This is a genomic window from Streptomyces sp. SAS_281 (assembly GCF_052542855.1).
On record NZ_JBMNDO010000019.1, the window covers coordinates 31,383 to 57,166 of the forward strand.

The following is a 25,784-nucleotide window of genomic DNA, read 5'->3' on the forward strand; positions in this document are numbered from 1 at the left end:
CCGGCCGGTGTCCGGCATACGCAACCGGTCACGACGGTGTGCCGGCCGGGGAGGTCGAGCTCCGGGGGTTAACGGGTCGGCGGTAGCGGCTGCGGAGAACGGCGAGCCGAGCGGCTGCTGATCGGCGCGGTTCATGGCAGCGACGGTACGAGGCGGAGTGCGCTCCAGCTCAAGTCCGGCATTCGGGACCGCCCGCGACACGCCGGGCGGCCGCCCCGATCTCCTTGCCGCACCGCACACCGTAACCGCACAGTTGTGCGTCTCCGCATGGGCGGGGCGTCTGGGAGCGGACGGCAACGGGGGCTGGCGATGACGGTCGACGCGCTGGAGCAGGGGAACGGTAGAGCGGAGCCGGTGCCGATCTACGAGGGACGGGACATCGAGGAGATGCGCCAGGTCGTCGGAGGGCGGCTCTCCCCGCACCGGCTGACCGTGCTGGGGGCGCAGCGGACGCCGAGCAGGTTCCGTGCCTTCCACGAGGGGGCTGTGGGGCTGTACGACCTGGTCTACGGCGCCCCGGTGCGGCTGCTGGTGCAGGAGCTGCCCGAGTTCTACAACGTCGTCCTGCCGCAGGCCGGCGGGGGAGTGCTGGTTGTCAACGGCACCGCCCTGCCGTCCCCGTTGTGCGTGGCCGGACCGGGGGACGCGGTCTCCATGGACTGGGACCACAGGGCGGTCAACGGGTCGCTCGCCATGTCCCGCGCCGTCGTCGATGAGGTGGCCGCGGTGCGCCTCGGCGACGTACCGCGGGAGCCGCTGCGCTTTTGCCGGCCGCATCTGGACCGGGCGGACCCGGCCGTGTGCTCCTGGCTGGCGCTCGTCGGCGCGTTCCGGCAGTTCCTGCTCTCCCCGCTGGCGCTCCGCCCCGGCCTGGGCGCACGGCATTTCGAGCGCCTCCTGGTCGACACCCTGCTCGATGTACAGGCCCATTCCTGGAACGACGAGGTGCCCGGCCTCGGCACCACGATGCTGCCGAGCGCCCTGCGCCGGGCGACGGAGTACTGCGCGGACCACGCCCACGAGCCCGTCTCGGTCTCCGACATCGCGCAGGCCGCGCGGGTCGGCGTCCGGACGCTGCGGGAGGGCTTCCGTACGCACCTGGACACCACACCCCTGGCGTACCTGCGCAGGGTCCGGCTCGACCGCGTCCACCTGGACCTGACGGCTCTCGCCGCGGGGCGCGCCACCGGATCGGTCACCGAGGTCGCCTGCCGCTGGGGCTTCACCCACCTCGGCCGCTTCAGCGCGGCGTACCGGCGGGTGTACGGGCGGCTGCCGTCGGATACGGCGAAGGGGCAGTCCTGACTATCCGCAAACGCGGCCGAATCCCGTTCCTGAAGCGGATAGTTCGCGGGGACCGCCCGGGCGAGTCTGGATTCCGACGGCGGCCCACGCCGCCGTCGGGGTCGAACAACGAAGGGACAACAGTCTCCATGGCTACGAAGACCGGCAAGGGCCGACGCAGCGGTGTCCTCGCGAAGATGGCGGGCGTGACCGCCGGGCTCGCGCTCCTGACCGTCGGCACGGTCACCCAAGCCCAGGCATCACCCTCCGCCGGCTACATCGGCGACGGCTACGCCAACAACACGCACGGTGTGTGGTGCGTCCAGCACCTCCTCAACGACATCGCCTCCGACCAGGGCTACGGCCGCCCGCTGTCCGAGGACGGCCTCTGGGGTCCCAACACCCGCAGCTGGGTGCAGTGGTACCAGCGCACCGCCCCCTCCCTCTTCAACCTCACGGTGGACGGCATCGTGGGCCCCAGGACCGGGGGCTATCTGCTGGTGGAGGGCGACCAGTACTACGGCGGCAAGAACTACTGCTACAGCTACGTCCCCTCGGTCTTCTGACGACGGCCACACCGCATACCGGGCCGCACGACCCGTAGCCTCCGGAGGGCTTCGGGCCGTGCGACCCTGCGCGTTCCGGGGTGGGGCTTCCTCCACCCCGGAACGCGCAGGGCCGGTCAGCGCCCCGCACCGCGATCGTCGCCCCAGGCGGGGAAGCCGGGCGAACGGCGCCGCGGCCGACATTAAAGAGCAGCGTCCGCGGGCTGGGTATGGACAGGTAAGCGCCCTATTGTCAAGGCCGGTTCACTCGAAGGAGTGGCCTCACGTCGGCACTCTCCTTTGCCATCGGCGTATGCCATACCTTTCACGCACGCGCCCACCTGCACGAAGCGGCGGGCCGGGACGGGGAGAGGGTGGCGAGTGGGGTGAACGGCGACGATGAGGAAGCCTGGCGCAAGGACGCCGTCTGCCGCACCGCCGAGCCGGACCTGCTCTTCGTGGACGGCGCCGCCCAGAACCGGGCCAAGATTGTGTGTACCGGCTGCCCCGTACGCACCGAGTGCCTGGCCTACGCCCTGGACCACCGGATCGAACACGGCGTCTGGGGCGGCATGACCGAACGCGAACGCCGCGGCCTGCTGCGGCGGCGCCCCCTGGTCACCTCCTGGCGGACCCTGCTCGCCACCGCCCGCTCCGAACACAACCAACTCGACCGGGCCCGCGAGGAAGCACCAATTTCATGGAAAGTCGCAGTTTGATGCCGTCGGGCCCACGGTGCTTCGTCACGTGCAATCGACTCAACCCCCATGGGTTCCCTGCACCGACAGACTCTGCGGCGGCAGCCGCTGTTGACCGCAAGCGGCGATCACCATCCGTTGGAGTGACGTACCGAATCACCCAGCGCGCATCAGTTCCCAGTGATCGCCGACACGCGAGAATCACGATCGCTGCGCCCGGGCTCAACCCGTCTGGCGTCAGCACTCGCTGAAGCGTCCCGAAAGCCGTCACAACGCCTGCGGGCAGCTTCAGTAGGCACCACGGTCCGCCGAGATATGGGGCGCTCTTCGCCGGCCGCGCGCACCGGGCGGCCGTGGTGCCGCCTCTGCCAAGCTCGGTAGCAGCACGTCGCCCCGGGCGCGGAGCGGTGGCGGTCGCAGCTCTGAGGACAGTGCGGGAGCATTGGCGCGAGCCTCGCCTCACGGGTTCACAGCCTCAAGGACACGGCGTCGTCCTCGGAAACTGCTGCTGGCCCAGATACTCCGTCACCGCTCCGAGCCTCACAACCTGGAGCAGGACCCGCATTCCTGTCGGGAAGCAGCAGCCGGGCGGACTCCGTGGGGCACACGCTGGCCGCCACGGACCACGGGTGTCGGTGTACTCGGATAAGTACTCAACCGCGTACTGCTGAACGTGCTCACCTGTCAGCTTCGGCAGGATCCCTCTGGCACCGTGTGGTGGCGCGGCCGTGAGTGGCGCGGATCAGTACGGTGATCAGAGCTGCCAGGTCGAGGGCGCCGTCCTGGTCGTCCGCGTAGCGGGTGGTCTGCAGTGGTCCTACTTCATCCAGGCGTACGCCCTCCCGGTCCAGGACGTGGGCGAGGGCCAGCAGTGGCCAGGCGGGCGTTGCCATCCGGATAGGGATGGAGGTTGGCAATGTCGAGGTACGCCCTGGCGGCGCGGGCCGGCAGGGGCAGCGACGGATCGGCGCTCTGGTGCAGGTAAGCGGCGAAGTTCCGCCAGGTGTGGGGCGTGAGCCCGTAGCGTTCCCGGCCGCCCTTGGCGTAGGCGTCGCTCCGGCGCAGGTGCACCTCGTCCACACCGAGGACCAGTTTCTGTCAGCCGGCCAGGAGAGGCGGCGTGAGCGGCTCTCCCCGAGAGGCAGAAGCCCGGGAATCGGTCATCGCTGCGAGTAAACGGTCGGCTCGGTCAGAGGTGCGGAGGCGGACCGGGCCGTCGAACCAAGCGGCGGGTCCGTCCACGGCCGGGCGCACCGGGGTCGGGTCCACCTCGGCGGCCGAGGACCAGTCGATCTGCTGCCTGACGGGGCACCAGGTGGCCAATGCGTCAGCGCTCACGGTAGAACCCTCGACCGGTCAGGCTGATCGCCAGGTCCTCGCCGACCGTGTCGACCAGGGTCGTAGCGGGGGCGACGTAGCTCTTGAACCGGCCGCCGATGGCAGCGCCCACCGCCTTCCGGGCTTCGTCCGGTCCCAGGCCGGTGGAGATGAGGAACCAGGTCAGCGTCGTCTCGCAGAGCCCGTACCACCCCCCTTCGGCATGGGTGCTGTTGACGACCGCGGTGACCAGGCGGGTGACGGCGCGTTCCAGGTGCCAGCTGCGGTCCTCGGCGTCCGCGTCGGGATTCGGTGCGAGCTGTTCGAAGCGCTCGGCGATGTCCTGCAGCCAGGCACGCCACTCCAGCAGGCAGGTCACCACGCGTGCAGCCGTCTCCTCCGCCTCTCCGACCGAGTCCGAGACGCAGCACCAGGTTTCGACGGGACCACCGAAGTGGTTCGAATGATCCCAGCCGCAGGCCCACCGGCCGTACCGGGACACCAGCAACGCGGTGACCCGGTCGGTGAAGCGCCAGCCCGCCATCCGGTCCGGGTCTGCCGCGTGGTCGGCCTCGGAGGGCACCATGGGGACGATCAGGGCCGTCAGCCGTGCCGCCTCGCCGTCATCCCAGTCGAAGGCGTTCCGGTGGGGGTCTGCGGCGGGCCACGGCAGGTCCCGAGCGTGTTCACGGTGAATGGTCGTGGCGTGCCTCCAGAGGCGGACGAGACGGAACAACCGCCCGATCATGCCTACCGGGCGGGGATTTGTCACCCCAATTTGCTAGCCCAGCCGCCGGCTGCCCACGGCCACCCGGGCACGTTCACGTGTACCCACCTGAGCACAGCCGCGCGTACGCCGACACAGGGGCCGCACCTGTACCACTCCGCCCCAGGACACCCGCGAAACGTCACCCGATCGAGGGTGGGGCCAGAACAACCCGTTCGTCCCACAGCCCTCCCACTCCGCCCCCCATACGGCTCGAAAGTGGGGCCAAACAAATCGGCGGAGTGGGGCCAAAACTGCCCGGCGAAACAATATGAGACAGCGACGGCCTCGCCGGCCCCGGAGGAGTGCGACCGCATGGACGCCTACGGCGTGGTGAGCGACGGCTCGGGCGGCGTTGACGAGGAGACGCGCAGTGAGCTGGTCGCTGTGCCGTACGTGGTCCAGGACGCGCCGTGGCTCACTGCGGATCAGCAGATCCGGTTGGTGGCGGTGGCCTCGCTGGTCACGGGGCGGCGCGGCTGCTCGCGCAGGACCCGGGCGCAGCGATCGAGCACGGGCAGCTGGATCGGATCTGGGCCCTGCTGGACCAAGCCATCGCCTGACGTACTGATGAGTGCGGCCACCACGACCGGTCCCGCCTCCCCCGAGTCTGCACGCACCGGGGCGCCGGGGGAGGGCGACTTTCGATCAGTCCAAGTCGGCGGAGGCCAGGGCGACCGCGAGGATGATGCGAGGGATCGCGCCCAGGCGGAGTCCGGCCGCCGTGCTCGGGTCAGGGGCGGTGCGCGCCTCCTCTAGCGCGAGCAGACAGGCCAGTACCGCGGTGTCGGCAGCTTCGTCCAGGATCTCGTCCACGGCGAGTTCGCCACCGCTCGTCAGTTCGTGCACCAGAGCGGTCGCTTCCTGGGGATCGGGTTGCGGAGAGGGCGGCGACCTCGGCGCCGGCGCTCACCAGGTTCAAGGCGGCGGCCTGCGCCACGGTCGGCAACGGCACACCGTTCGTGCCTGTCGGGTCTTCCTGTTCGACGAGCTCTGGGGCCCGCGTCCCGGCGCACCGCGCCGCATACGTCCGTCTGCTGGGCCTGCGCCCGCTCCCGCGCCACTGCCTCGGGCCGCCGGGCGTCGTCCTCGGCGCGGGCCCGGCCCAGCAGGTCGGCAGCGGTGAGGCCGACCTGCACACACGGCCAGAGCGTCACCTCGACATCGTCCTGCCCGGTGCGGCGGCGATGGGCTGGTACACCGCACCGGCTGCCTCGGCGCAGGCTCCGCTCAGCGTGGTCAGGGCGGCGATCAGCTGCGCGTAGCGGCGACGGCGAGCAGGCAGGTCCAGGTTGTCCGATGCAGTGGTCACACTGCGGCATGGCGCGCTGCGAGTCCTGGTGCTGTCGTTCTCGTGAACCAGCCCCGTCGATGTCCGGCCTGGCATACGCCGTGTTGTCTGGCAGGCGCCCCTTTGAACACCACCCACAAGCCAACGGCTTGTGGGTGGTGTTCAGGGGGTGATGCCGGCGGCGGTCCATGCGGTGACCAGGTGCGTGTATGCGGTGTCGTAGTCGAAGTCGGGTGCGCCCAGGGCGAGGGCGGTGGCCATGTCCCGGCCGGCTGGGATGTCGAGGGTGAGTACGGCGAGGACCGTTTCCAGGTCGGCGGTGAGCGTCGCGATGGACGGGCGCTGGGGGAAGCTGTCCAGGAAGGGGTCGAGCAGGTCCAGTACTTCGGTGTCTTCGCCGTCCCGCGCCCGGCGCAGAACGCTCTGGACGTGCCACAAGGCGTCCAGTTCGAATTCCGGCACGATGTCCAGACAGACTGTGGCCCGAGTGGCCTGCGGGCCGGGGACATCCGCTTTGAGCCGGCGGACGGCGTGCCCGGCGATCCGGTACGTGAGCGAGGGCAGGCCGTAGCGGACGGCGTCGTACTCGGCCTCGGTGATCTCGGAGCCCCGGCCCAGCAGGGCGAAGACCTCCGCGAGGTAGGCGGCGGCTTCGATCCAGGACGGATCACCGGGAAGCACACAGGTCCGGTCCGGCTGCTGTTTTTGCTGTTTCGTCATGCCACCCCCCTGCCCCGCCGGCAGCCGAAGGCATCAGTGTTCACCGGTAGCGGCCCGGGGCACACCCGCCCAGGGCTACCGTGGAAGATCACTCTCGCCCTCGTCGGCTGGGGCGGCGGGGGCAAGGTCGATGGTGCCGAGGGCGGCGAAGACGCGGCGGTGGCCGCCGGCCCGCACAAGGTGCCGACATGCCAACCCCCCTCGTACGGGCCCGCGTCGGAGCGAACGACGCCGCAGGATATGCGGAGTCCTCGGCGGAAACGGACCAAGCACGGGCCCGGCTGTTTGCGTGGTGTCGTTGCCGTTGGCGCCCTGGGGCGTCCCGTGATCGACCGGGGCGGGCTGCCCGTCGCGAGTGCATTCTGCCGCGGAGGGCGTTGTCGGAGCGGCGGGTGCGGCGAGAGCGAGAGGTTCCCGCCAGTCAGGTGAGAGCATTGCCCGAAGTGAGACGGCCAGGCGAGCGGCGCCGGTGGTGGTCGCGGTCGAGGCCGGCAGGTCTGCGGCCCGCGCTGTCTGGGCTGGTCCATGTGGGCTATAGGTGCGTTTCTCCCTGCTCGGTGCTCGTTTGTTCAGTGATCTACTGATCTCGACTCAGGGGATTCATGCGTATTCACACACGTCTGGCCGCTCTCGCCGCCGGCGTCCTCCTTACCGGTCTGGCGATGCCCTTCGCCGCACCCGCCGCTCCGTCTGCTGCCGCCCCGCCCTGCGTTGTCAGCGGGGTGCGTGTTGCGCCCGACGACCATGGGGTGATCTGGGGGTCCGAAGGGCCGACCGTATGCACTGCTACAGCGTGGACGGTGTGAGGACCGTCGAGGGGCTCGCCGGCGAAGACACCATTGTCATGAAGGGTGACCTGAGCGAGGCATTCGTTCTGGCCGGTGCCGGAGACGACTTCGTGTCCGTCGGTAAGAGAGCTACCGGGACCCACGAGCATCAGGCCGGGGTTCACAGCGACGAAGGCAACGACCATATCGTGCTCGACTACATCGACGGGGACGGCGTTGCGGATGGTGGGGGCAGGCGACGACCGCATTGCTGCGGCCACCTGGCTTCGGCGAGGACCGCTACCAGAAGCGCAACACCGTCGAGCGGGCGATCAACCGCCTGAAGCAGTCCCGGGCGGTCGCCACGCGCTACGACAAGCGCGGCTACGTCTTCCTCGGCACGGCCACCGCAGCGTCTGTCGCGATCTTGCTTCGAACATGAAGTCCTACGCGACCCAGCAGTAGACGCCCTGGTTTTGGCGCTGGGCGCTGCTGACGAGGGCAGCCAATCCACCCACGATCGCTTCCGCGATCTCCGCATCGATGACCTCGCTGTCCTCCGCACGCAGCCGAGCCCACGAGGCAGCGACGCCGTGCAGCCTGGAGGGCCCTGCGTCCGCGAGTGCAGCGGACAAGCGGGGCGAGATCGCGAACACGACGCACCCGTCATCGTCCTGATCGACAACGATGCGCGGCTCGCCGGCTTCGACGAGTTCCTCGAAGCTGCCGTCCACCAAAAGGCATTCCCACTCGACCACCGCCTCTTCGGGATCGAAGTTGCCGAACGAGAGCGACTCGAATGCCCGGCCCGGCCCGGCCCGGAGGGCCAGACCCGCTGACGTGTCGTCCGGCGCCACGAAGAACTTCACGATGAGGCTCATCCGGGCATCATGCCTGACAGCCCACAACCACGATCGGCCGGACAAGTCCTAGCCGGCGCCCACGCGGTAAGCCGTCACGAGCTGGGCACCCTCATCACCCGGCGCGACGGCCTGGACGCCTCCCGACTGCGCGCGGGCCTGCGCGGGCACAAAGCAGCCTGCCGGGCGCTCTCGACGTACGCCTCGACAGCCGAGCCACCCAGGCGAAGCTGCGCACCACCCTGCGCGGCGCCCGACAGTACTGCACCGAACCCCACATCACATCCCAGGCAGGCCCCCGACCCTCGATAGGGGCGCACTCAGCTTTCATGATCAGGCGCAATGCGACCATCCGGCTCTACAACCACGAGGCACTGAACGGGAGCTGGGCGAAGCGTGCACCGTTATGCGGCGGGGAACGCTGCATCAACCGCTTGAAACAGTGGCGAGGGCTCGCGACCCGCTACGAGAAGACCGCGACGGTCTACCTGGCCGGGCTCCACATCGCGGGAATCTTCCTCTGGTCTGCCCGGTGACCCAAAGGTAAGGCCCTGGCTCGGAGCACGACCTCCCGCGTCCAGGTCCGTCCACCAGGCCCGCTTGCCGGGTCCGCACGCCGTGTTCAGGAGCCGTCGGGCGGGGCCGCCGCTCCTGTCGGCGCTGCGAGTTCCTGTTCGATCTGGGGGAGTCGTTCGATGTTGCGTCGCTGAGTGAGGAGTGCGGGTATCAGCAGCGCGGAGGCCACCAACAGCACGATCCCGAGCGTGAATTCCCCGAGCACCAAGGACACGACGCCGCCAGCGGCGAAGGCGGCCATCATGGCTGGCAGCACCCAGCACCTGCCCTTCGTCAGTGCACGCTGCTGCTTCCGCACGAGCGCGGCCATGGCCTTTCGGGCCTGCGGATCGCGGGGAATGTGCCCCTGGCGCAGCCACCGACCGACGATCGGCACCTGCCACGGGCTCAGTCCGGTCTCTTCGGCAATCTGTCGACGCACACGCCTGCCGTTCCACCATGAGGCGATCACCGCACCGAGGCCGCCACCAATTCCCCCGTTGTTCGGATGCCCGAGTGTGACGCTCAGTGCGACGTTCAGGGCGATGGCCACCCCGGCAGCGACGAGCACGATGAGCCCCACCTGCACCCAGGGCCGGTCGTTCCAGCGGCGCTCGGCCTCCCAGTCGACCGGCTCATCCGGCTTTCTGTCCACCGCACTTCTCAGGTCTTCGGTCATCATCACCCCTGGGCGCACTCCGGGCGCACCGCTGGAGGGCAGCTGCTGCCCGGCGGCGAGCAGGCCGCGTAGGTGGGCCACCGCGGTCTCGGTGCCGCCGCGCGGGGGGCGGTCGGGGATGGCGGCAACCAGCCGGCGCTGCTCGCGGGCGGCGGCCAGGATGTCTGGAGACAGGTCCAGGACCGTGCGCGGCGCCCACACCAGCAGCGGGGCCATGACGGCCGGGTGCACGATCGCGACGCTGTTCTCGCCGCCCGGGGCGTCGTCGTTGGTGCCGAGGAAGTCGGACATGACCGCGGCCGGGTCCTCCCACCGCGGCATGACCAGCCGGTCGCTCTCAGGGAGGTAGGGGGCGTGGCCCCACAGCCGGGAGATCACCCACAGGGCCTTGGCGTCGGTGCGCCACTGGCGGCCGAGCGGGCGCAGGTGCTCGGCGTACGCCTTTAGGTCGCCGGTGGTGACCTGGGCGAGCTCGGTGATACCGCGCGCGCCGAGCCAGTCGGCGAAGCGGATCCAGATCTGGAATTTGTGGCACAACCCGGCACCCCCGGGCGGGTCAACCATACGAAGGGCTCACCACATCCCGCAGAACAACGTAGGGAGCCTTCTCCAAGCTGGCGGCGTTGACCACGAGTTGGACGGCCCTGCGTAACGACGAAGCTCCTGGAGATGGGTTCTCGACCAAGATCACCCGTGTCCGCCAGGAACTTCGTGTGCTTGTCTACCCGTCGTCGATCGATCTGTCCAGCGGAGGGAGATCGGCACGCGGTGGCGGCGGCTTCCCGCAGCGCGACAGGCTCTGCTGGCCCTGGCCCACCTGCGGTGCGGTGACACCTACGCACAGCTCGCGGCCCGTTTCGGCATCGGGATCGCGATCGCCTTCCGCCACATACACGAGGCCGTCGACATCCTGGCCACCCTCGCCCCGTCCCTGGCCTAAGGGCTGTCCCGCAATGCCCGGCGGGCGCACGACGACAGCTACGGCACCTCGCCGTGTTGCCGAAACACCCGAATACATCCAGTATGCGGGCGCCTCTCCGCCTTGCGATGCACCGCATCCGACGCCGCGCGCTGATCCACCAGGAATTGCGGGACAGCCCTTAGGCGATCAAAGCGAGCCGATCAAGGCGATCCGGGCGAAGGCGTTCGTCATCCTCGACGGCACCCTGCTGCCGATCGACCGGATCGCCGCCGACATACTCCGGGAAGCGCAAGCGCCACGGCATGAACGTCCGGGTCCTCACCGACCCGTTCGGACGGTTGCTCTGGGCCTCGCCCGTGCTGCCCGGCTCCACTCAACGACCTCACCGCCGTGCGACAGCACGGGACCCCGGGCCGCCCGCCAGGTGGCCGACGCGAAGCCGGCCGCCCGGATACGGGCCGTGCACCAGGAATCGGATGGTACTTACGGAGCCCCGAGGATCTGACGAGTTCCGCGAGGCGAGCAGTTTCGCTCGCACGGACTGCTCCAAGTCCTGGCGGGGCGGGAGGTGGTCAGTCCTGGGGAATTACGGCGACCGGGGCGGGGGAGTGGTGCAGTACGGCGTGGGTGACGTGTCCGATGCGCGGTTCGTGGGGCCAGTAGCGGCTGGCTCGCCGGCCGACGGCGATCAGTGAGGCATGGGTGGCGGCATCGATGAGGTGACGCGCTGGCGATCCGATCTCGCAACGCACTTCCACGGATATCTGGGGGTACTTCTCTTTCCAGGGTGCGAGTTGGGACTGCACCATTTCCGTTCCTTCTGCGGCGATGTCGGTGCGCCACCGCAGGTCTCCGCCGATGCCTTGCACGTACCCGACCGGCGGGTTCCAGCAGTGCTGGACTTCCACACCAGCCGAGCGAACGGCTGCCGCCTCGAAGGCGAAGCGCAGCACGCCGTCCGTGGTGGGCCCGAGGTCGATACCGGCGACGACGGAAGCAGCGGCCTGCCCCTTCGAGCCGAGGGCTTCTCGTGCTGGGCTTTGCGCAGCGAGGCCGGGGGCTGTGGAGTCCGGCCGGACGAGAACGACGGGCTGGTGGGCGTGGGCGACCGCAGACATGGCGACCGAGCCCAGGAAGAAGCCCTTGAGCGCCCCGAGCCCGGCGCTGCCGAGAGCGAGGAGTTCGGCATCTGCGGCGGCTCGGCAGAGCATCTCGGGCGGTGGTCCGGTGAGTTGGTCGGCCTCGATCACCAATTGCGGATACTTCTGTGCCAGCCGTGCTGCGGATTCCCGGGGCAGACGTCGCGACCACTGTTCGGGTGTTTCGGTTCCGGTGAGAGGGGTGTGGGAGTAGGGCTGCCACTCCCAGGCGCTCACCAGACGCAGCGGGCGTTGTCTCAGGGCTGCCTCCTGGGCGCCCCAGTCGGCAGCCGCGTCGCTTGCCCGCGTTCCGTTCAGTCCGACGGTGACTGGTCGATCCACGACGCACCTCCGAGAACGTTCATGAGGCCGGGTAGCCCACCATTCCGGGCGGGCGCCTGCCGTGCATGAGCCGGTGAGGGTCCCTTTCGGGGCCATTCGGCCCTGTGCGTGGCTCCCGTACGAAGGCGCCGCCCCGCTGCCAGGGCAGTACCTTCTGCCACCTGACGGCCGCACGCAGCGTGCCCGGCGGGCACCGTGCGGAGCCAGGCCCCCGTCGGGTCACGACAGGGGGCCGACCGGCCCTTCCTGGCCCCGTGCGGCGGTGGGACTGTGGCAGGAGGAGCCCCGCGGAGGTGGAAGGCGGTGGGCCTGATGCGGTTGCCTGTAGTGGTGGGTGTCGATGGCTCGGATCCCAGTCTCGAAGCACTCGACTGGGCTGTCGACGAGGCCGTCCGGCACGGTTTCCCGCTACGCGTCGTGCACGCGTCCTTGTGGGAGCGGTACGAGGGAGTGGTGCCCGCCTGGACGGTCGATCGCCCTTCCGGTCAGGTCTTGGCGGAGAATGTCGTCGCGGTTGCGGCGGAAAGAGCTCGGCGGCGTGCATCGGACCTGGAGATCACTGCGGAGGTGCTGGCGGAGGACGCGGCGGGCGCGCTGCTGCGCGAGGGAACTGAGGCTGCGGCCGTCGTAGTGGGCTCCCGGGGACGCAGCAGGTTTGCCGACCTGCTCCTTGGGTCGGTCGGTCTCATCGTGGCGGCGCGCTCCCGCGGCCCGGTGGTCGTGGTCCGGGGGGCCCGGTGCGCACTGGAGTCACGGCACGGCCGTGTGCTGCTCGGGGTCGCAGAGAACGATGAGGACTCGCCCGCCCTCCACTTCGCGTTCCGCGAAGCCGCTGTGAGGGAAGCAGAACTCGATGCCGTCTGCGTTTGGAGCCGGCCGGCCCATGAACCTGCCGCGCACCCGCTTATGTCGGGCGGCGGGGCGGGCTGCTACGAGACGAGGGCCGCCGAACTGCTCGACCCGACGCTTGAGCCCATGGCCCGCGCCTACCCCGGGGTCCAGCTGAGCAGGAGCACGGTCGAGGGCCTGCCCCATCGGGTGCTGACGGAACGGTCGGCGGCTGCGGACCTGCTCGTCGTCGGAGCACGACGCAGGGAAGGACTCATCGGGCTGGAGCTGGGCCGAGTGGCCCACCGCTCGCTGCACCACGCCTCGTGCCCTGTCGCCGTCGTTCCGCGCCGTACCCCGGAGGCGGAGATGGAAGGAGACTCGTGATGAGCGGAACCCGTGATGCGCACGGCGCGGGAGACCTGGGGCGTCGCGCGGCAGCCAGGCGCGCCCAGCTCGGCCTGTCCCTTGAGGAAGTGGCGGACCGGGCGGGCTCCACGCCCAGCTACCTCGCCTATGTGGAGGACCAGGTGCCCGCTCCGGGACCGGCCTTCCTCGTCCGGCTCGCGGACGCGCTGGAGACGACCGTGCGAGACCTTGCCGGATTCAACGCGGATCTGCCGCAGGGCGGGGCCGCCGCAGGCCACCACCCGCGGATGGAGAAACTCGACGCAGCGGAGTGCTGGAGGCTGCTCGACGGCCACGGTGTCGGTCGTATCGCGATGGCGGGAGCGGAGGGCCCTGTGGTCTTCCCCGTGAACTACCACGTCACAGGCGGGCGGATCGTCTTCATGACCGCCGCCGAGTCGAGCCTTGCACAGGCGTCATCGGCTGGCGGCGACGTCGCCTTCGAGCTGGACCGGCTGGACGAGGCGTTCAGTCAGGGCTGGAGCGTCTTGGCGGTCGGCCCGACCCGTACGCTTCCAGCCGGTCCGGAGTCCGAACACCTGCGAAGCACCTGGGACTCCGAACCCTGGGCCGGGGACGGACGTACGACAGTGGTGGCTCTCGTCCCGAAACGGCTCACCGGCCGCCGCATCCTGGTCCCCGGCGCCCCCGGCACCGCGTCCGAACCGGACGCCGGCAACGGCTGAGGGCCGACGTTGCCCGCAACGTCGGCACGCTGAGCCCCCCGGACGCACGCGGCGTCCGGGGGGCTCAGGTACGCCCCAGGCTCGGGCCGGCTCAGGCACCCCGTGTCTCAGGCGAGGGGCACGACCGCGACCGGCGCGGGGCTGTGGTGTATGACGGCGTGGGCGACATGCCCGAGGTGCGGGCCCAGCGGCAGCCGCCGGGTGCGACGACCTACGACCACCAGTTCGGCCTCGCGGGACGCCTCCACCATCTGGAGAGCGGGTGACCCCACGACCGCTTTCGCGGTGACCTCCACCTCCGGGTACTGCCGGCGCCACGGCTCGATCAAGTCCAGCATCGTGCTGGTGAGGTGTTCGCTCTGGTCGATGCCGAGGGCCGGATCCATGAGTGCGGCGTAGCCGTACGAGGCCGGCAGGGTCCAGCTGTACACGAACCGGAGGGAGATCTTGCGGCGGGCGGCTTCGGCGAAGGAGAAGGCGAGCAGCGCATCGGACGCGTGGTCGACGTCGATGCCGACTAGAAGGCCGCCCTGAGGCGCCTTCCGTTCGTCGTGAGCCCGCACCAGCACGACCGGGTTCAGCGCGGCGCCGACGATGGCGAGCGAGACAGAGCCCGCGAGGAAGCCGGACGCCCTGCCGAGTCCCCGCGACCCCAGGACGGTGACGTCGGCCGTGTTCGCCGCGGCCGTCAACTCCTCGGCCGCCCGGCCCGTGGTCTGCGAGGCGGACACGTCCAGCCCGGCATGCTCGGCGCGCAGGCGCTCCGCCGTCTCCCGGAGCAGTTCCTCGGCACGCTGGGCCGCCTCGCTGACCTGCGCCAGAGGTACCTCCGGGTTGGCGGGCAGTTCTTGGACGTGCAGCAGAGCGAGCGGTACCTGCCGCGCCCGGGCCTCTTCCGCCGCCCATTCCACGGCTGCGAGGCTTTCATCGGAGCCGTCCAGTCCGGCGATGACTTGTGCTGTCATGACGCACCTCCTCGTGTGGGGCCACAACCTCAGCGTGCCTTTTCCCCTGCGGGGTTCAGCAGGGCCGGGCAGGTATCGATCGGGCCCGAACGGCCCATCCCCACGGGTGTACGGGAATGCGAGCGTGGGAGCTGTCGTTCACCGGAGTTGCCAGGCAGGTCGGCGCCGTCGAGGAGGAGCCATGAGCAGCACGATGTCCGCTCGGCCCGGACCGGCTCGTGCCTGCCGCACATGGACGGCGGTGGCAGAGCACGCCGGCCTGGGCAGCGCAGTGCATTCCGGATCAGGGAACTGGTCATGAACGCCGTCGTGGTGGGCGTCGATCCCCTACGGCCGTCCGTGCCGGCCCTGTTCTGGGCCGCCGACGAAGCCTCCCGCAGGGGCGTCCGGATCCGTTTGGTGGCGGCGGTACAGGGCGGCCGTCATCTCGCGCGCGGCGACTTTTCCAGGCACAGTGCCCTGCGCGCCCGTGCCGCGTCGGCTCTCGCCAACGCCGAGAACGTCGTACGCGAACTTCACCCCGACCTGTCACCAGCGACCGAACTGATCGACGGACCGCCGGTCCCCGTGCTGTGCGAACGGTCGGAGCACGCGGCACTCGTCGTGGTCGGCGCGCACCGCCCGCCGCATGGGCCCACCGAGGTCCTTGGCGAGAGCTCGGTCGCGCCGTTGCTGGCGGCGCTCGCGGACTGCCCCGTCGTTGTCGTTCGAGCCCTGGAGCACATGCAGGTACATCCGCGCACGCTCGCCGTCGCGGTGGACGACACCCCCGCAAGCCGGGCCGCCATGGCCTTCGGTACGCGGGAGGCGGTGCTCCGCCGGGCCCGGCTCAGGGCCGTCCGCGTCCTGCCGCCCTCGGCCTCACCTCGCGGCGACGACGGCCCTGACACGGGCTGGCGGATGCTTGCCGAGTACGTGAGAACATGGACCGGACGCCACCCGGAACTGGACGTCGTCATGGAAGTTTTGCACGGTCCTCCGGTTGAACAGCTCGTCCTCGTCTCCCACTCGGCCCTCGCGCTGGTCGTCGGACGCGCCCCCGGCGACCGTCCTGTCGCTGCCCCGCTCGACCCAGTGGTCCACGGCCTCCTGCGCCACGCGGAGTGCCCGGTCGTCACCGTACCGCCGCTGTCACGTGGTCCGGAAGGCGAAGACAGCCGGCTGCGGGCCTCCTCTGCGGCGCGAGACCGATCGGCTCCCACCTGACCTCGTTCCGGGGCTGGCCGGTCCCTCGCGAATGGGGTCTTCCGGCCCTTCCATGCACCCTGCACGGCCGCCGCCCCTGTCAGGGGGCGGTGTGAAGCTGGAGGAACGGGGTACGGAACCGCCCGGTCCCGCGCCCGAAGCGTGTGCCGGGAGCCTCCGGCCGCAACGAGGGACAGTGCCATGGCCGAACGCAAGGCAGGACACAGCAAACACTGGCTCGCCCCGGACTTCGACGACTGGTTCGCGCGAGGCTTCCCGGGGCTGCCCGGCTGGCGTCCGGGCGGAGCACCCCACTCCATCCCGGTCGAGGTCGCGCAGCAGGACGGCATGTACGTGCTGCGCGCCGAGCTGCCCGGGATGGACCCGGAGGACATCCGTGTCACCGTCGACGACAACCTCGTCACCGTGAGCGCGGAGCACGACGAGACGGACCAGGACAAGGAGCACTCGGAGTTCCGGTACGGGTCCTTCCGCCGTACCGTGCGCCTTCCTCAGGCGGTTCCGGCCGACAGCATCGACGCCACGTACACGGACGGTCTTCTGACCGTCCGGGCCCCTGTGCCCGGTAAGGCGCCGAAGGCCGGCCAGAGTGTGCCCGTCAGGCGTGGCGGCACGGGGAGGACATGAAAGGCGGCATGACGGCGAACCCGGCTCGTCCATGCTCCGCCGCCCCGGACTGACCACCCGCACGAGCGGGTGACGACGATGAACGCCCACTTCACCAGGCACACCGTCCCGGGGCCCACCAGCACCGGCCCCCGGGCGGCGCTCGATCCCAGGGAGCCGCTGCCCCGATTGCGCCGCGAACTGGCCACCGGGCCCGAGGGACTATCGGCCCGGGAGGCAGCCCGCCGTCTCGCCGTACACGGACCCAACGAGGTACGCAGCCGACAGCACTCCTCCTTCGTGCGAGAACTGACAGGACAGCTGGCCCACCCCTTGGCACTGCTGCTGTGGGCCGCCGCCGCACTCGCCTTCGTCGCGGACATCGCGGTCCTGGGCTGGGCGATCATCTCGGTCATCGCGGTCAACGCGGCCTTCGCCCTCCTCCAGGAGCGCCAGGCCGAGCGCGCGGTAGAGACCCTCGCCCATTACCTCCCCGAACGCGCCCTCGCCGTACGGGACGGCCACCCCGTCACCGTCGAGGCCCGCGACCTTGTACCGGGTGACGTGATCGTCCTGGAAGAGGGCGATAAGGTCCCCGCCGACGCGCGAGTCATCGACGGAGGAGTCGAAGTCGACCTGTCGATGCTGACCGGAGAATCCGTGCCGGCCGAACGGATGGCGGCCGAGGCCGTCCTCGGAGCCCCGCTCAGCGAGGAACCGAATCTGGTCTTCAGCGGCACCACGTGCGTCGAAGGCCAGGCCACGGCGATCGTCTTCGCCACCGGGGGCAGCACCGAACTGGGGCGCATCGCCGCCCTCAGCCAGCGCACCCGCCGCGAGTCGAGCCCGCTCGAGCGGCAGGTGAGGAAGGCCGCCTGGCTCATCGCGGGCGTGGCGACGGGCATGGGTGCGGCGTTCCTCGCCGTTGGTGTGGCCGTCGGCCTTCCCGTGACCGACTCGTTGATGTTCGCCATCGGGCTCCTCGTCGCCAACGTCCCCGAGGGTCTGCTGCCGATCATCACCCTCTCCCTCGCGGTCGGCGTCCGGGCGCTGGCCCGCCGGGGGGCCCTGGTCAAACCGCTGAGCGCCGTGGAGACACTCGGCTCGACGAGTGTCATCTGTACGGACAAGACCGGCACGCTGACACGGAACCATATGGCGTTGCGAGCGTTCTGGACGACTGCCCATGGCGAGGAGGGCGGGCCCTGGGAGCGGGAACTGGTGCGGGCGGCAGCCCTGTGTACGACGGTCACGCGTGAAGCCGGCGGTGAGCTGCACGGTGATTCCATGGAAGCCGCGCTGCTCCTGGGCGCCATGGACCATCACACTCCGGTCGACCCGGACACGCGGGACGCGCGACGGCGCGCTCATTTCCGCTTCGACCCGCGGCTGCGGCTGATGTCGGTGGTGCAGACCGAGGACACCTCGCACGCCGCACGGATCATCGTCAAGGGGGCACCGGAAGCCGTCATCGACCGCCTCCGCCCCGGCTCACCCGTCCAGGAGGCAAGTGCCGCCGCACGACGGTTCGCCGAGAACGGGATGCGCGTCCTCGCGGTGGCCGTACGCGAGATCGCCCCCGGGGCGGAGCCGCCCGCCGAACGCCGGGACGCCGAGGCAGGACTCACCCTGCTCGGCCTGGTGGCCCTGTACGACCCGCCGCGCCCCGAGGTGAGGGCCGCCGTCGGCCGCTGCCACGAAGCCGGGGTCATGGTCCACGTGGTGACGGGCGACAACGGGGCCACCGCCGCTGCGGTCGCACGCGAAGTGGGCATCGGCGTACCCGAGCTGAAGGTGATCGACGCATCCGAGTCCCTCACGGACGAGGAACTGGACCGGGTACTGAACGCCGGCTGCGAAGTCGTCTTCGCCCGTTCCTCACCGGAGGCGAAGCTCAAGGTCGCGGACGCGCTGCGAGCACACGGGAAGATCGTCGCCATGACCGGTGACGGGGTCAACGACGCCCCCGCCCTGCACCGAGCCCACATAGGCATCGCCATGGGGCGCTCCGGCACCGATGTCGCACGCGAAGCCGCCGCCATGGTGCTCACGGACGACGACTTCACCACCATCGTGGCCGCCGTCGAGGCCGGGCGCCGCGTCTACGACAACGTCCGCAAGTTCATCATCTACATCTTCACCCATGCCACCCCGGAGATCGTCCCCTTCCTCCTGTTCGCACTGACCGCCGGTGCTGTGCCGCTGCCGCTGACCGTCCTCCAGATCCTCGCCATCGACCTCGGCACCGACACCTTTCCCGCGCTCGCTCTCGGCCGGGAGCGCTCCGAACCCGGTGTCATGGCACGCCCGCCGAGACCACGGGATCAAAGAGTGATCTCCCGGGACATGCTCGTGCGCAGCTGGGGCTGTCTCGGTTCGGTATCGGCCGTTCTCGTCCTGGTGGGCTTCTTCTACGTCCTGTGGCGCGCCGGCTGGCAGCCAGGTGACCCCACTGGCCCGGGAAGCGCACTGCACCACGCCTACGTCACGGCCACCACGGCCACCTTCGCCGGCATCGTCGCCTGCCAGGTCGGTACTGCCTTCGCCGCCCGGACCGACCACGCGCCACTTCGCGCGATCGGCGTCCTCTCGAACCCGCTCCTGCTCGCCGGAATCGCCTTCGAACTCGCGTTCACGGCCGCGCTCGTCTACGCGCCTCCGCTCCAGCACCTCTTCGGCACCGCCGCCCTTCCGCCCGACGTGGTGCTCCTGCTGGCGGCCTTCCCGTTCCTGGTCTGGGGCACCGACGAGTTGCGACGCGCCCGGCGCCGCCGCAGCCGCAGAAGTGCGGAGCCCCGACAGGGTCCGAGCGGCCCTCGGCCAGGGCCGACCGGCCCATGCGCCGCAGAGGGCGACGGCCGAACCTGGAAGAGGGGCAACCCGTAAGCCGTGCAGGAGGAAGGTGGACAGCATGAGGGCCGCTGTCTTTCAGGGATCGGGCGGCATCGCCTGGCAGGACGTACCCGACCCGGACATCGTGGACCAGGGCGACGTCGTGGTGCGGGTCGACCTCGTCACCATCTGCGGAACCGACCTGCACATACTCAAGGGCGACGTCGCCGAGGTCACACCGGGCCGGGTCCTGGGCCACGAAGCGGTCGGCACCGTTGTCGAGGCCGGACGGGACGTTCGTACCGTGCGGCCCGGAGACCGGGTTCTCATCTCATGCATCACGGCCTGCGGCCGCTGTCGGTACTGCCGGGAGGGCCGCTACGGGCAGTGCCTGGGCGGAGGCGGCTGGATCCTCGGGCACACCATCGACGGGACACAAGCGGAGTACGTCCGGGTCCCGTACGCCGACCTGTCCCTCCACCCGCTCCCCAGCGCCGTGGACAGCGCGGACGCCGTCCTGCTCGCCGACATCTTCCCCACGTCCTACGAGGTGGGCGTCCTCAACGGCCACGTGCGGCCCGCCGATACGGTCGTCGTTGTGGGCGCCGGCCCGATCGGCCTCGCCGCGATCACCACGGCACGTCTGTACAGCCCTGGCCGGATCGTCGCCGTCGACTTCGCCGCCTCGCGGCTGGCTGCGGCACGGGCGCTGGGTGCCGACGCCACCGTGGGCGCCGACGAGGAGCCGGAACAGCTCGTCGCCGACCTGACGGACGGCCTGGGCGCCGATGTGGTTATGGAGGCGGTGGGCGTGCCCGAGGCGTTCGAGAGCTGCACCCGCATGGTCCGGCCAGGAGGCCACGTCGCCAACATCGGGGTACATGGCAAGCCCGCAACACTCCACCTCGAAGAGCTGTGGATCAAGGACGTCACGCTTACCACAGGCCTGGTGGACACCGCGTCCACGCCCATGCTGCTGCGCATGCTGGCGGCCGGCCGCCTGGAGACGTCGGAGCTGGTCACCCACCGCTTCGCACTCGGGGAGATGGAGGAGGCGTACGACGTGTTCGGCCGTGCGGCCGACACGGGTGCCATCAAGGTCGTGCTCGGCGCGCCGCAGCACACAGCCGTGCAGGTGCCCGGCCCACCGGCCGCCGCGTGAACGCCGGCTGCGGGCCGTCACGGACACAGCGCACAGTGATGCTCGACACCGACGGTGCCCCGGGCGACTCCGCCTTCGTACACGCGGCCGCGTGGAAGTCGCTCGACGCCCACCCCGCCGCCCACGCAGGGGCCGAGGAAGCGCTGACAGCGCCCCCTGAGCGCGGGATCCACCGTGCTCCCGCTGGGGCGCCTCCGCATGCCCGGATCCTGCTCGCGGACACCGGACTGGACCGGCTTCACGCCGTCGTCGTCAAGGGCGAGGACACAGTCCGACCCCTGCCGCCCGTAAAGCCGGACCCCGCGCTCTCCCTCAACGCGGTCGGCCGGCTCGGACCCCCTCACGACACCGCCACGGTGGAGGACGCACTGGCCGACGTAGCGGCGGGGCGGCATGGAGGCTTCGGTCGCGTCGTCGGCGTGGACCGCAGCTCCGATGCGCACGGCGCACGCGCCCTGCGACAGGAGGGCACCGACGTGGTCGTCCCGGACCTTCTGGCCATGGTGCGGGAAATCCGGGGCGAACAAGCATGAGCACCGGGTGGACGTGGATATACGACCGCTACGAACCGGAACGGGAACGGCTGGTCGAGTCGCTGTGCGCACTCGGCAACGGCAGATTCGCCACCAGGGGCTCCGCCCCCGAGTGTCCTGCGGGCGCCGTCCACTACCCGGGCACCTATCTCGCCGGCTGCTACGACCGGCGCACCTCGACCGTGGCGGGCCGCAGGGTGACGAACGAGGACATGGTCAACCTGCCCAACTGGACGCTGCTGCGCTACCGCTGCCTCCCGGACGACGGACCGCCCGGCCCTTGGTTGACGCCCGACTCCGCGGACCTGCGCCACCACCACGTGCGGCTGGATCTACGCTCCGGGACGCTCACTCGGCAGATGCTCTTCCGGGACGCGCGGGGACGAGGACTGCGCGTTGTCCACACGCGGATCGTGCACATGGGCGATCCGCACCTGGCCGCCCAGCGCAGCACGTTCCGTGCCTACGGGTGGAGCGGCGTCGTGGAGGTAAAGGCCGTCATTGACGGAGCCGTCACCAATGCCGGAGTCCAGCGGTACCGGAACCTGGAGGGCCGCCATCTCAATGGCCACCTAAGCGGTTTCGAATCCGGCGGCACCGCTTGGCTGACCTGCCGCGCAGGGGACGACGGCACCCGCCTGGTGCTGGCCGTCCGCACGGTTACCACACCTCCGGTTCCCGCCGCGCAGACGGCCACACCCACGGCGTCCGTCCAGGCGTTCCGCCTGCCTGTCGCCCCGCGCCACACGGTGAGCGTCGTGAAGACCCTGGCGCTGCGTACCTCGGCCGACCGCCCGGCCGGCGACCCTCGCGCGGAGGCGTGCGCCGCTGTCGCCCGCGCGTCCGCCTTTCCCCGTTTCCTGGCCGCGCACGCGGCGGCTTGGCGGCGCCTGTGGGAGCAGGGCGAGCTGCACGTACCCGGCGCCGCCGGCCGCATCCTGCGCCTGCACGTGTTCCACGTACTGCAGACGCTGTCCCCGCACACCGCGGACCTCGACGCCGGCGTCCCCGCCAGGGGGCTGCACGGAGAGGCGTACCGCGGGCACGTCTTCTGGGACGAGCTGTTCGTCCTGCCCTATCTGAACCTGCACTTCCCCGAAGTGGCGAGGGCCCTGCTCATGTACCGCCACCGCCGGCTCCCCGCCGCGCGCGCGACGGCCCGCGACCTCGGGGCCCCGGGCGCCCTCTACCCGTGGCAGAGCGCCGGTTCGGGGCAGGAGGAGACCCAGGAGCTGCACCTCAATCCGCGCTCAGGGCGATGGCTGCCCGACCACTCACGGCTCCAGCGGCACGTGGGGTCGGCCGTTGCCTACGACGTCTGGCGGTACGCGCAGACCACCGGCGACCGCGCCTTCCTCCACTCGGCGGGTGCCGAGATCATCCTTGAGGTGGCCCGGTACTGGGCGTGGGCCGCCCGGTACGACGCGGATCTGCGCAGGTACCGAATCCGCGGCGTGGTCGGGCCCGACGAATACCACGACGCCTATCCCGGCGCGGGCGGACCGGGCATCGACGACAACGCGTACACGAACGCCACCGCGGCCTGGGTCCTCACCCGCGGTCTCGCCCTGTTGGACGAACTGCCTGCCGCACGACGTGCGGAACTGGCACAGGATCTGTCTCTCGACACCGAGGAGCTGGCGCGGTGGGACGAGGTGTCGCGCCGCCTGCACATCCCGTTCCACCACGGGGTGATCGACCAGTTCGAGGGCTACGGAGATCTGGAGGAACTGGACTGGGAGGGTTACCGGGCCCGCTACGGCGACATCCGCCGCCTCGACCGCATCCTGGAGGCCGAGGGCGACACCGTGAACCGCTACCAAGCCACCAAACAGGCCGACACCCTCATGCTCGGCTACCTCTTCCGGCCCCGGGAGCTGAATGAACTGTTCGCCCGGCTCGGCTATCGCCTGGACGCCAGCACCTGGCGCGCGACAGAGGCGTACTGTCTGCACCGCACCAGCCACGGTTCGACGCTCAGCAGCCTCGTCCACGGCTGGCTGAGCGCGCGGGACATGGGCGCGGACGCCTGGCGCTACTGCAGGGACGCTCTCCTGGGGGACGTGGCCGACCTGCAGGGCGGCACGACAGGCGAGGGCATCCACCTCGGAGCTATGGCAGGAACGGTCGATTTGGTCGAGCGCGGCATCACTGGCCTGGAGGCCGGGCCCGAGGGGCTACGGGTCAAGCCCGTTCCCCTTGCACAAATACCCCGTTTCTCCTTCACGATCTGCTTCCGGGGCCACCAGGGGGTCCGGGTCCGCGTGCTGCCCGGGCGGCTAGCCGTCCGCGTGCCCGAATCCCCCCGGGGGCCGGTCCCCGTCCTGCTGCCGGACGGCCGAAGGATCTGCGTCACGCCGGGGGAGGAGCGCTGGTTCCGGCTGTGAGCGGTGTACGCGTCCCCCGGCGTCGGGGGGCCGTCGGGCGCCGCAGGGGCGATCTCGGGCTGATCAGACGAAGACGAGGACGTCGGAGACCGGCCGTCGCGGAGTCGCCCGCCCACGCGGCCCGTACCCCAGGCGCAGCAGCATGTGGACGAAGCCCGACGCGGACCGGGGGTCGCGCGACAGCGCCCGCAGCTCCGGCCACTCCAGCGGCTGGGACATGAGCGACGTGGACAGGCCGTCCGCTGTGGCTTGGAGCAGTACCCGGTGCAGGGCCTGCCCAGCGACAAGCCAGTCACGCGGTGTGTCGTTGCTCGTGCCGAGCAGGGCCATCTGGGGACGCTTCTCGAAGCGGGCCGAGGTACGGGAAGGTCCTGGGTGCGGAGGCTCGAAGTCGCGCACCGGCGAGGTCACGTCGTACTGTCGGGGGCCGAAGGCGTATGCGGGTATCCCCTCCGCCGCCGCGTCCCCGCCCCACTCTGCCGCTGTGCGCGTCCACGCGGCGACCTCGGCACGCATCCGGGGGTCGGCGGCCTCCAGGCGCTCGGAGTCGCGTACGAGCTCCATGAGGACGTCGGCGAACCAGTCCCCGGGCACGTCCAGCCGGCAGCCCTCACGGGCCGCGGCAGTGCTCAGCCTCGCCATGACCTCGGCCGGAACCCGCTCCTCCGTGAAGGGGAAACGGCTGGTGTGCCTCTCACGGAGAGCCGAGTGGAGCGTGGCCGCCTCGGTGTCTGCGGCGTCATCGGATTCCCTGCGGCTGAGGCGTACGTCAGCCAGGTGCCAGGCGTCGCCGGAAGCGGGCAGCAATGTCACCTCCGCGCGCAGGCCCCGGTGCGCGGCGGCCACGCGCAGGCCGAACAGGGCCGCGCCGCAGCCCAGGTGCAGGGCGCGGCGGACCGGATCGGCGTGCGGCATCTCGCGTGCCTGGTCACCGTAGAGCTCGACCGTGTCTGTGGCCGACCGGTGGAGGAATTTCCATGGCTGCGCGTTGTGCATGGACGGGGCGCGGGTCGCGTCCTCGACCAGCGACGTCACAAGGGTCCGGGTGAGGGCGTTGGCGGTCACGGCTTGTCCTGTCCGCCGGCCGCGGAGCCGTGGCCGGCCTGTGCGTGGAGGAGAGCACGGATACCCGTATCTCCACGGTCCCCGAATCCCGGGCTCGCGGCGAGGGCCTTACGGTCCACCCTCCGGGCCGGTCGGGCTCGGCAGCCGAAGGGCGTTGGGACTTTCGGCCCCCGTCTCGTCCCTGGGAGGCCCTTGGAGCACCGCCCCCTGGGGGTCACGGTGGAGGGAGAGCGAAGCCGCGCGGCTGTGGCAGGCCCGTCACCGGGACAGGAGCGGATCATGAGCAGCACGACCGAACACCGCGAGATCGCCGTCGGCATCGACCCGTCGAGAAACTGGCGTCTTACTGTCGCCTGGGCGGCCGACGAGGCCCACCGACGCCATCTGGGCCTGCGGCTGGTGGTAGCCGTGCCCCCGCAGCACGACACCCACCACGTTGACGACACCCCCCGGCACATGGCCCGAATCATGGAGAGCAAGGACGCCGTGAGCGCGGCGGCGGGCTGGGCCCGGGAGCGGCGGCCGGACGCGGAGATCGCCACGTCGGTGATCGACGGCTTCCCGGCGCAGGTCATGGCTCGTCTGTCGCAGAACGCAGCCATGATCGTACTTGGCTCCCGGCACCTCAGCCGCACCGAGGAATACCTCAGCGCGGGCGCCCTTGTGCTCCCCGTCACCGCACAGGCCCACTGCCCGGTCGCCGTGGTGGGCGAGTCCGAGCACAGCACGCAGGAACGGCCCTACCTGGTCGTGGGCGTCGACGGCAGCGAGCCCTCCCTTTCAGCCCTCGCCTTCGCCTTCGAAGAGGCGGCCCTCAGGCAGGCTGAGCTGCGCGCCATCGCGGTCTGGCAGCCACCCGTCTTCTCCCTCCGCTCGAGCGACACCATGTTTGAGTCCGAGCGCAGGCAGCTCTCGGAGATCACCGCAGGCTGGACGGTGGAGTACCCAGACCTCCGCCTGAGCCACGAGGTCCGCGTCGGCTCACCCGTCGAAACCCTGGCGGAGGCAGGCGAACACGCCCTGGGCCTGGTCGTCGGCCGCCGCGGCCGAGGCGGCTACACGGGCATGCGCGTCGGCTCCGTCGTCCACGGCCTCCTGCACCGCGCCCACTGCCCAATCATCACCGTCCCGACCCGATAACCCGCTCACAGCTCTCGGCGGCCCCACCGGCCCGCCCCGACGAGAAGGCGCAACTCATCGGAGCTACCGTGAAACGGGGAT

General features: G+C 70.6%; 26 protein-coding genes and 3 pseudogenes. 17 read left to right on the top strand and 12 right to left on the bottom strand.

Annotated elements, in window-relative coordinates; genetic code table 11:
• The first annotated feature begins 309 nt into the window (after positions 1 to 309).
• The 3 genes from ACN6LM_RS09875 (at position 310) to ACN6LM_RS09885 (ending at position 2,548) form a co-directional block, all read left to right on the top strand.
• Positions 310 to 1,305 (top strand): AraC family transcriptional regulator, encoded by a 996-nt coding sequence (locus tag ACN6LM_RS09875; protein WP_445064932.1) that lies wholly within the window; start codon positions 310 to 312, stop codon positions 1,303 to 1,305.
• A gap of 128 nt (positions 1,306 to 1,433) precedes the next feature.
• Positions 1,434 to 1,850 (top strand): peptidoglycan-binding domain-containing protein, encoded by a 417-nt coding sequence (locus ACN6LM_RS09880; protein WP_445064933.1) that lies wholly within the window; start codon positions 1,434 to 1,436, stop codon positions 1,848 to 1,850.
• 365 nt (positions 1,851 to 2,215) lie between these two features.
• Positions 2,216 to 2,548 (top strand): WhiB family transcriptional regulator, encoded by a 333-nt coding sequence (locus ACN6LM_RS09885; RefSeq protein WP_445064934.1) that lies wholly within the window; start codon positions 2,216 to 2,218, stop codon positions 2,546 to 2,548.
• A gap of 656 nt (positions 2,549 to 3,204) precedes the next feature.
• Here ACN6LM_RS09885 and ACN6LM_RS09890 read toward each other — a convergent pair.
• The 7 genes from ACN6LM_RS09890 to ACN6LM_RS09920 all read right to left on the bottom strand — a co-directional run bounded on the left by ACN6LM_RS09890 (position 3,205) and on the right by ACN6LM_RS09920 (position 6,621).
• Entirely contained in the window at positions 3,205 to 3,420 is a 216-nt protein-coding gene (locus tag ACN6LM_RS09890; RefSeq protein ID WP_445064981.1) for a hypothetical protein, read from the bottom strand.
• Positions 3,350 to 3,607: a Fic family protein gene (locus ACN6LM_RS09895; RefSeq protein ID WP_445064935.1), complete on the bottom strand. Its 258-nt coding sequence runs from the start codon at positions 3,605 to 3,607 to the stop codon at positions 3,350 to 3,352. Before ACN6LM_RS09895 ends, ACN6LM_RS09890 begins: the two co-directional genes overlap by 71 nt.
• Before the next feature lie 247 nt (positions 3,608 to 3,854).
• Positions 3,855 to 4,580 carry a hypothetical protein gene (locus ACN6LM_RS09900; protein ID WP_445064936.1) on the bottom strand — a complete coding sequence of 242 codons (726 nt, stop codon included), beginning with the start codon at positions 4,578 to 4,580 and terminating at the stop codon, positions 3,855 to 3,857.
• A 458-nt stretch (positions 4,581 to 5,038) separates the two neighbouring features.
• Positions 5,039 to 5,161 carry a hypothetical protein gene (locus ACN6LM_RS09905; RefSeq protein WP_445064937.1) on the bottom strand — a complete coding sequence of 41 codons (123 nt, stop codon included), beginning with the start codon at positions 5,159 to 5,161 and terminating at the stop codon, positions 5,039 to 5,041.
• Positions 5,162 to 5,258: 97 nt separating this feature from the next.
• Positions 5,259 to 5,459, bottom strand: coding sequence for a hypothetical protein (locus ACN6LM_RS09910; protein WP_445064938.1), 201 nt, complete (start codon positions 5,457 to 5,459; stop codon positions 5,259 to 5,261).
• A 304-nt stretch (positions 5,460 to 5,763) separates the two neighbouring features.
• Positions 5,764 to 5,922 (bottom strand): hypothetical protein, encoded by a 159-nt coding sequence (locus ACN6LM_RS09915; RefSeq protein ID WP_445064939.1) that lies wholly within the window; start codon positions 5,920 to 5,922, stop codon positions 5,764 to 5,766.
• Positions 5,923 to 6,063: 141 nt separating this feature from the next.
• The gene (locus ACN6LM_RS09920) at positions 6,064 to 6,621 is read right to left on the bottom strand and encodes a hypothetical protein (RefSeq protein ID WP_445064940.1); all 558 of its coding nucleotides are present in this window, start codon (positions 6,619 to 6,621) and stop codon (positions 6,064 to 6,066) included.
• Positions 6,622 to 7,656: 1,035 nt separating this feature from the next.
• Here ACN6LM_RS09920 and ACN6LM_RS09925 point away from each other — a divergent pair.
• Positions 7,657 to 7,830: a hypothetical protein gene (locus ACN6LM_RS09925; RefSeq protein ID WP_445064941.1), complete on the top strand. Its 174-nt coding sequence runs from the start codon at positions 7,657 to 7,659 to the stop codon at positions 7,828 to 7,830.
• Positions 7,831 to 7,834: 4 nt separating this feature from the next.
• Here the strand turns inward: ACN6LM_RS09925 and ACN6LM_RS09930 are convergent, their stop codons facing one another.
• Entirely contained in the window at positions 7,835 to 8,269 is a 435-nt protein-coding gene (locus tag ACN6LM_RS09930; protein ID WP_445064942.1) for a hypothetical protein, read from the bottom strand.
• Positions 8,270 to 8,317: 48 nt separating this feature from the next.
• Here ACN6LM_RS09930 and ACN6LM_RS09935 point away from each other — a divergent pair.
• Positions 8,318 to 8,511: pseudogene (locus tag ACN6LM_RS09935) on the top strand (dTDP-4-dehydrorhamnose reductase); the annotation flags it as partial.
• Positions 8,512 to 8,577: 66 nt separating this feature from the next.
• A complete protein-coding gene (locus ACN6LM_RS09940; RefSeq protein ID WP_445064982.1) occupies positions 8,578 to 8,784 on the top strand; it encodes a hypothetical protein in 207 nt (68 codons plus the stop codon).
• Between the two features lie 86 nt (positions 8,785 to 8,870).
• On the opposite strand, the gene ACN6LM_RS09945 is transcribed toward ACN6LM_RS09940, so the two are convergent.
• Positions 8,871 to 10,019: a hypothetical protein gene (locus tag ACN6LM_RS09945; RefSeq protein WP_445064943.1), complete on the bottom strand. Its 1,149-nt coding sequence runs from the start codon at positions 10,017 to 10,019 to the stop codon at positions 8,871 to 8,873.
• Between the two features lie 208 nt (positions 10,020 to 10,227).
• Here ACN6LM_RS09945 and ACN6LM_RS09950 point away from each other — a divergent pair.
• Positions 10,228 to 10,419 (top strand): annotated as a pseudogene (locus tag ACN6LM_RS09950) (transposase family protein); the annotation flags it as partial.
• A 196-nt stretch (positions 10,420 to 10,615) separates the two neighbouring features.
• A pseudogene (locus ACN6LM_RS09955) lies at positions 10,616 to 10,809 on the top strand (transposase family protein); the annotation flags it as partial.
• A 167-nt stretch (positions 10,810 to 10,976) separates the two neighbouring features.
• On the opposite strand, the gene ACN6LM_RS09960 reads toward ACN6LM_RS09955, so the two are convergent.
• Positions 10,977 to 11,885: a universal stress protein gene (locus ACN6LM_RS09960; protein ID WP_445064944.1), complete on the bottom strand. Its 909-nt coding sequence runs from the start codon at positions 11,883 to 11,885 to the stop codon at positions 10,977 to 10,979.
• 312 nt (positions 11,886 to 12,197) lie between these two features.
• Between ACN6LM_RS09960 and ACN6LM_RS09965 the strand changes: the two genes are divergently transcribed.
• Together ACN6LM_RS09965 and ACN6LM_RS09970 are read left to right on the top strand one after the other, a co-directional pair.
• The gene (locus tag ACN6LM_RS09965) at positions 12,198 to 13,100 is read left to right on the top strand and encodes a universal stress protein (RefSeq protein WP_445064977.1); all 903 of its coding nucleotides are present in this window, start codon (positions 12,198 to 12,200) and stop codon (positions 13,098 to 13,100) included.
• Complete coding sequence (locus tag ACN6LM_RS09970) at positions 13,100 to 13,807, top strand: helix-turn-helix domain-containing protein (RefSeq protein ID WP_445064945.1); 708 nt, start codon at positions 13,100 to 13,102, stop codon at positions 13,805 to 13,807. Before ACN6LM_RS09965 ends, ACN6LM_RS09970 begins: the two co-directional genes overlap by 1 nt.
• 107 nt (positions 13,808 to 13,914) lie before the next feature.
• Here ACN6LM_RS09970 and ACN6LM_RS09975 read toward each other — a convergent pair whose 3' ends face one another.
• The gene (locus ACN6LM_RS09975) at positions 13,915 to 14,772 is read right to left on the bottom strand and encodes a universal stress protein (protein ID WP_445064946.1); all 858 of its coding nucleotides are present in this window, start codon (positions 14,770 to 14,772) and stop codon (positions 13,915 to 13,917) included.
• A gap of 297 nt (positions 14,773 to 15,069) precedes the next feature.
• Between ACN6LM_RS09975 and ACN6LM_RS09980 the strand changes: the two genes are divergently transcribed.
• The 6 genes from ACN6LM_RS09980 (at position 15,070) to ACN6LM_RS10005 (ending at position 23,498) form a co-directional block, all read left to right on the top strand.
• Complete coding sequence (locus ACN6LM_RS09980; RefSeq protein ID WP_445064947.1) at positions 15,070 to 15,978, top strand: universal stress protein; 909 nt, start codon at positions 15,070 to 15,072, stop codon at positions 15,976 to 15,978.
• Between the two features lie 180 nt (positions 15,979 to 16,158).
• A complete protein-coding gene (locus ACN6LM_RS09985; RefSeq protein ID WP_445064948.1) occupies positions 16,159 to 16,605 on the top strand; it encodes an Hsp20/alpha crystallin family protein in 447 nt (148 codons plus the stop codon).
• A 78-nt stretch (positions 16,606 to 16,683) separates the two neighbouring features.
• Positions 16,684 to 19,470 (top strand): cation-translocating P-type ATPase, encoded by a 2,787-nt coding sequence (locus tag ACN6LM_RS09990; protein ID WP_445064949.1) that lies wholly within the window; start codon positions 16,684 to 16,686, stop codon positions 19,468 to 19,470.
• A 25-nt stretch (positions 19,471 to 19,495) separates the two neighbouring features.
• Positions 19,496 to 20,578, top strand: a complete 1,083-nt coding sequence (locus ACN6LM_RS09995) for an alcohol dehydrogenase catalytic domain-containing protein (RefSeq protein WP_445064950.1) — start codon at positions 19,496 to 19,498, stop codon at positions 20,576 to 20,578.
• 38 nt (positions 20,579 to 20,616) lie between these two features.
• Positions 20,617 to 21,111: an HAD family hydrolase gene (locus ACN6LM_RS10000; protein WP_445064951.1), complete on the top strand. Its 495-nt coding sequence runs from the start codon at positions 20,617 to 20,619 to the stop codon at positions 21,109 to 21,111.
• Positions 21,108 to 23,498, top strand: coding sequence for a glycoside hydrolase family 65 protein (locus ACN6LM_RS10005; protein WP_445064952.1), 2,391 nt, complete (start codon positions 21,108 to 21,110; stop codon positions 23,496 to 23,498). Before ACN6LM_RS10000 ends, ACN6LM_RS10005 begins: the two co-directional genes overlap by 4 nt.
• A 63-nt stretch (positions 23,499 to 23,561) precedes the next feature.
• On the opposite strand, the gene ACN6LM_RS10010 is transcribed toward ACN6LM_RS10005, so the two are convergent.
• A complete protein-coding gene (locus tag ACN6LM_RS10010) occupies positions 23,562 to 24,650 on the bottom strand; it encodes an Acg family FMN-binding oxidoreductase (protein WP_445064978.1) in 1,089 nt (362 codons plus the stop codon).
• Positions 24,651 to 24,842: 192 nt separating this feature from the next.
• Here ACN6LM_RS10010 and ACN6LM_RS10015 point away from each other — a divergent pair, with 192 nt between their 5' ends.
• On the top strand, positions 24,843 to 25,703 hold the full coding sequence (locus ACN6LM_RS10015; RefSeq protein ID WP_445064953.1) for a universal stress protein: 861 nt from the start codon (positions 24,843 to 24,845) through the stop codon (positions 25,701 to 25,703).
• Positions 25,704 to 25,784: the final 81 nt, after the last annotated feature.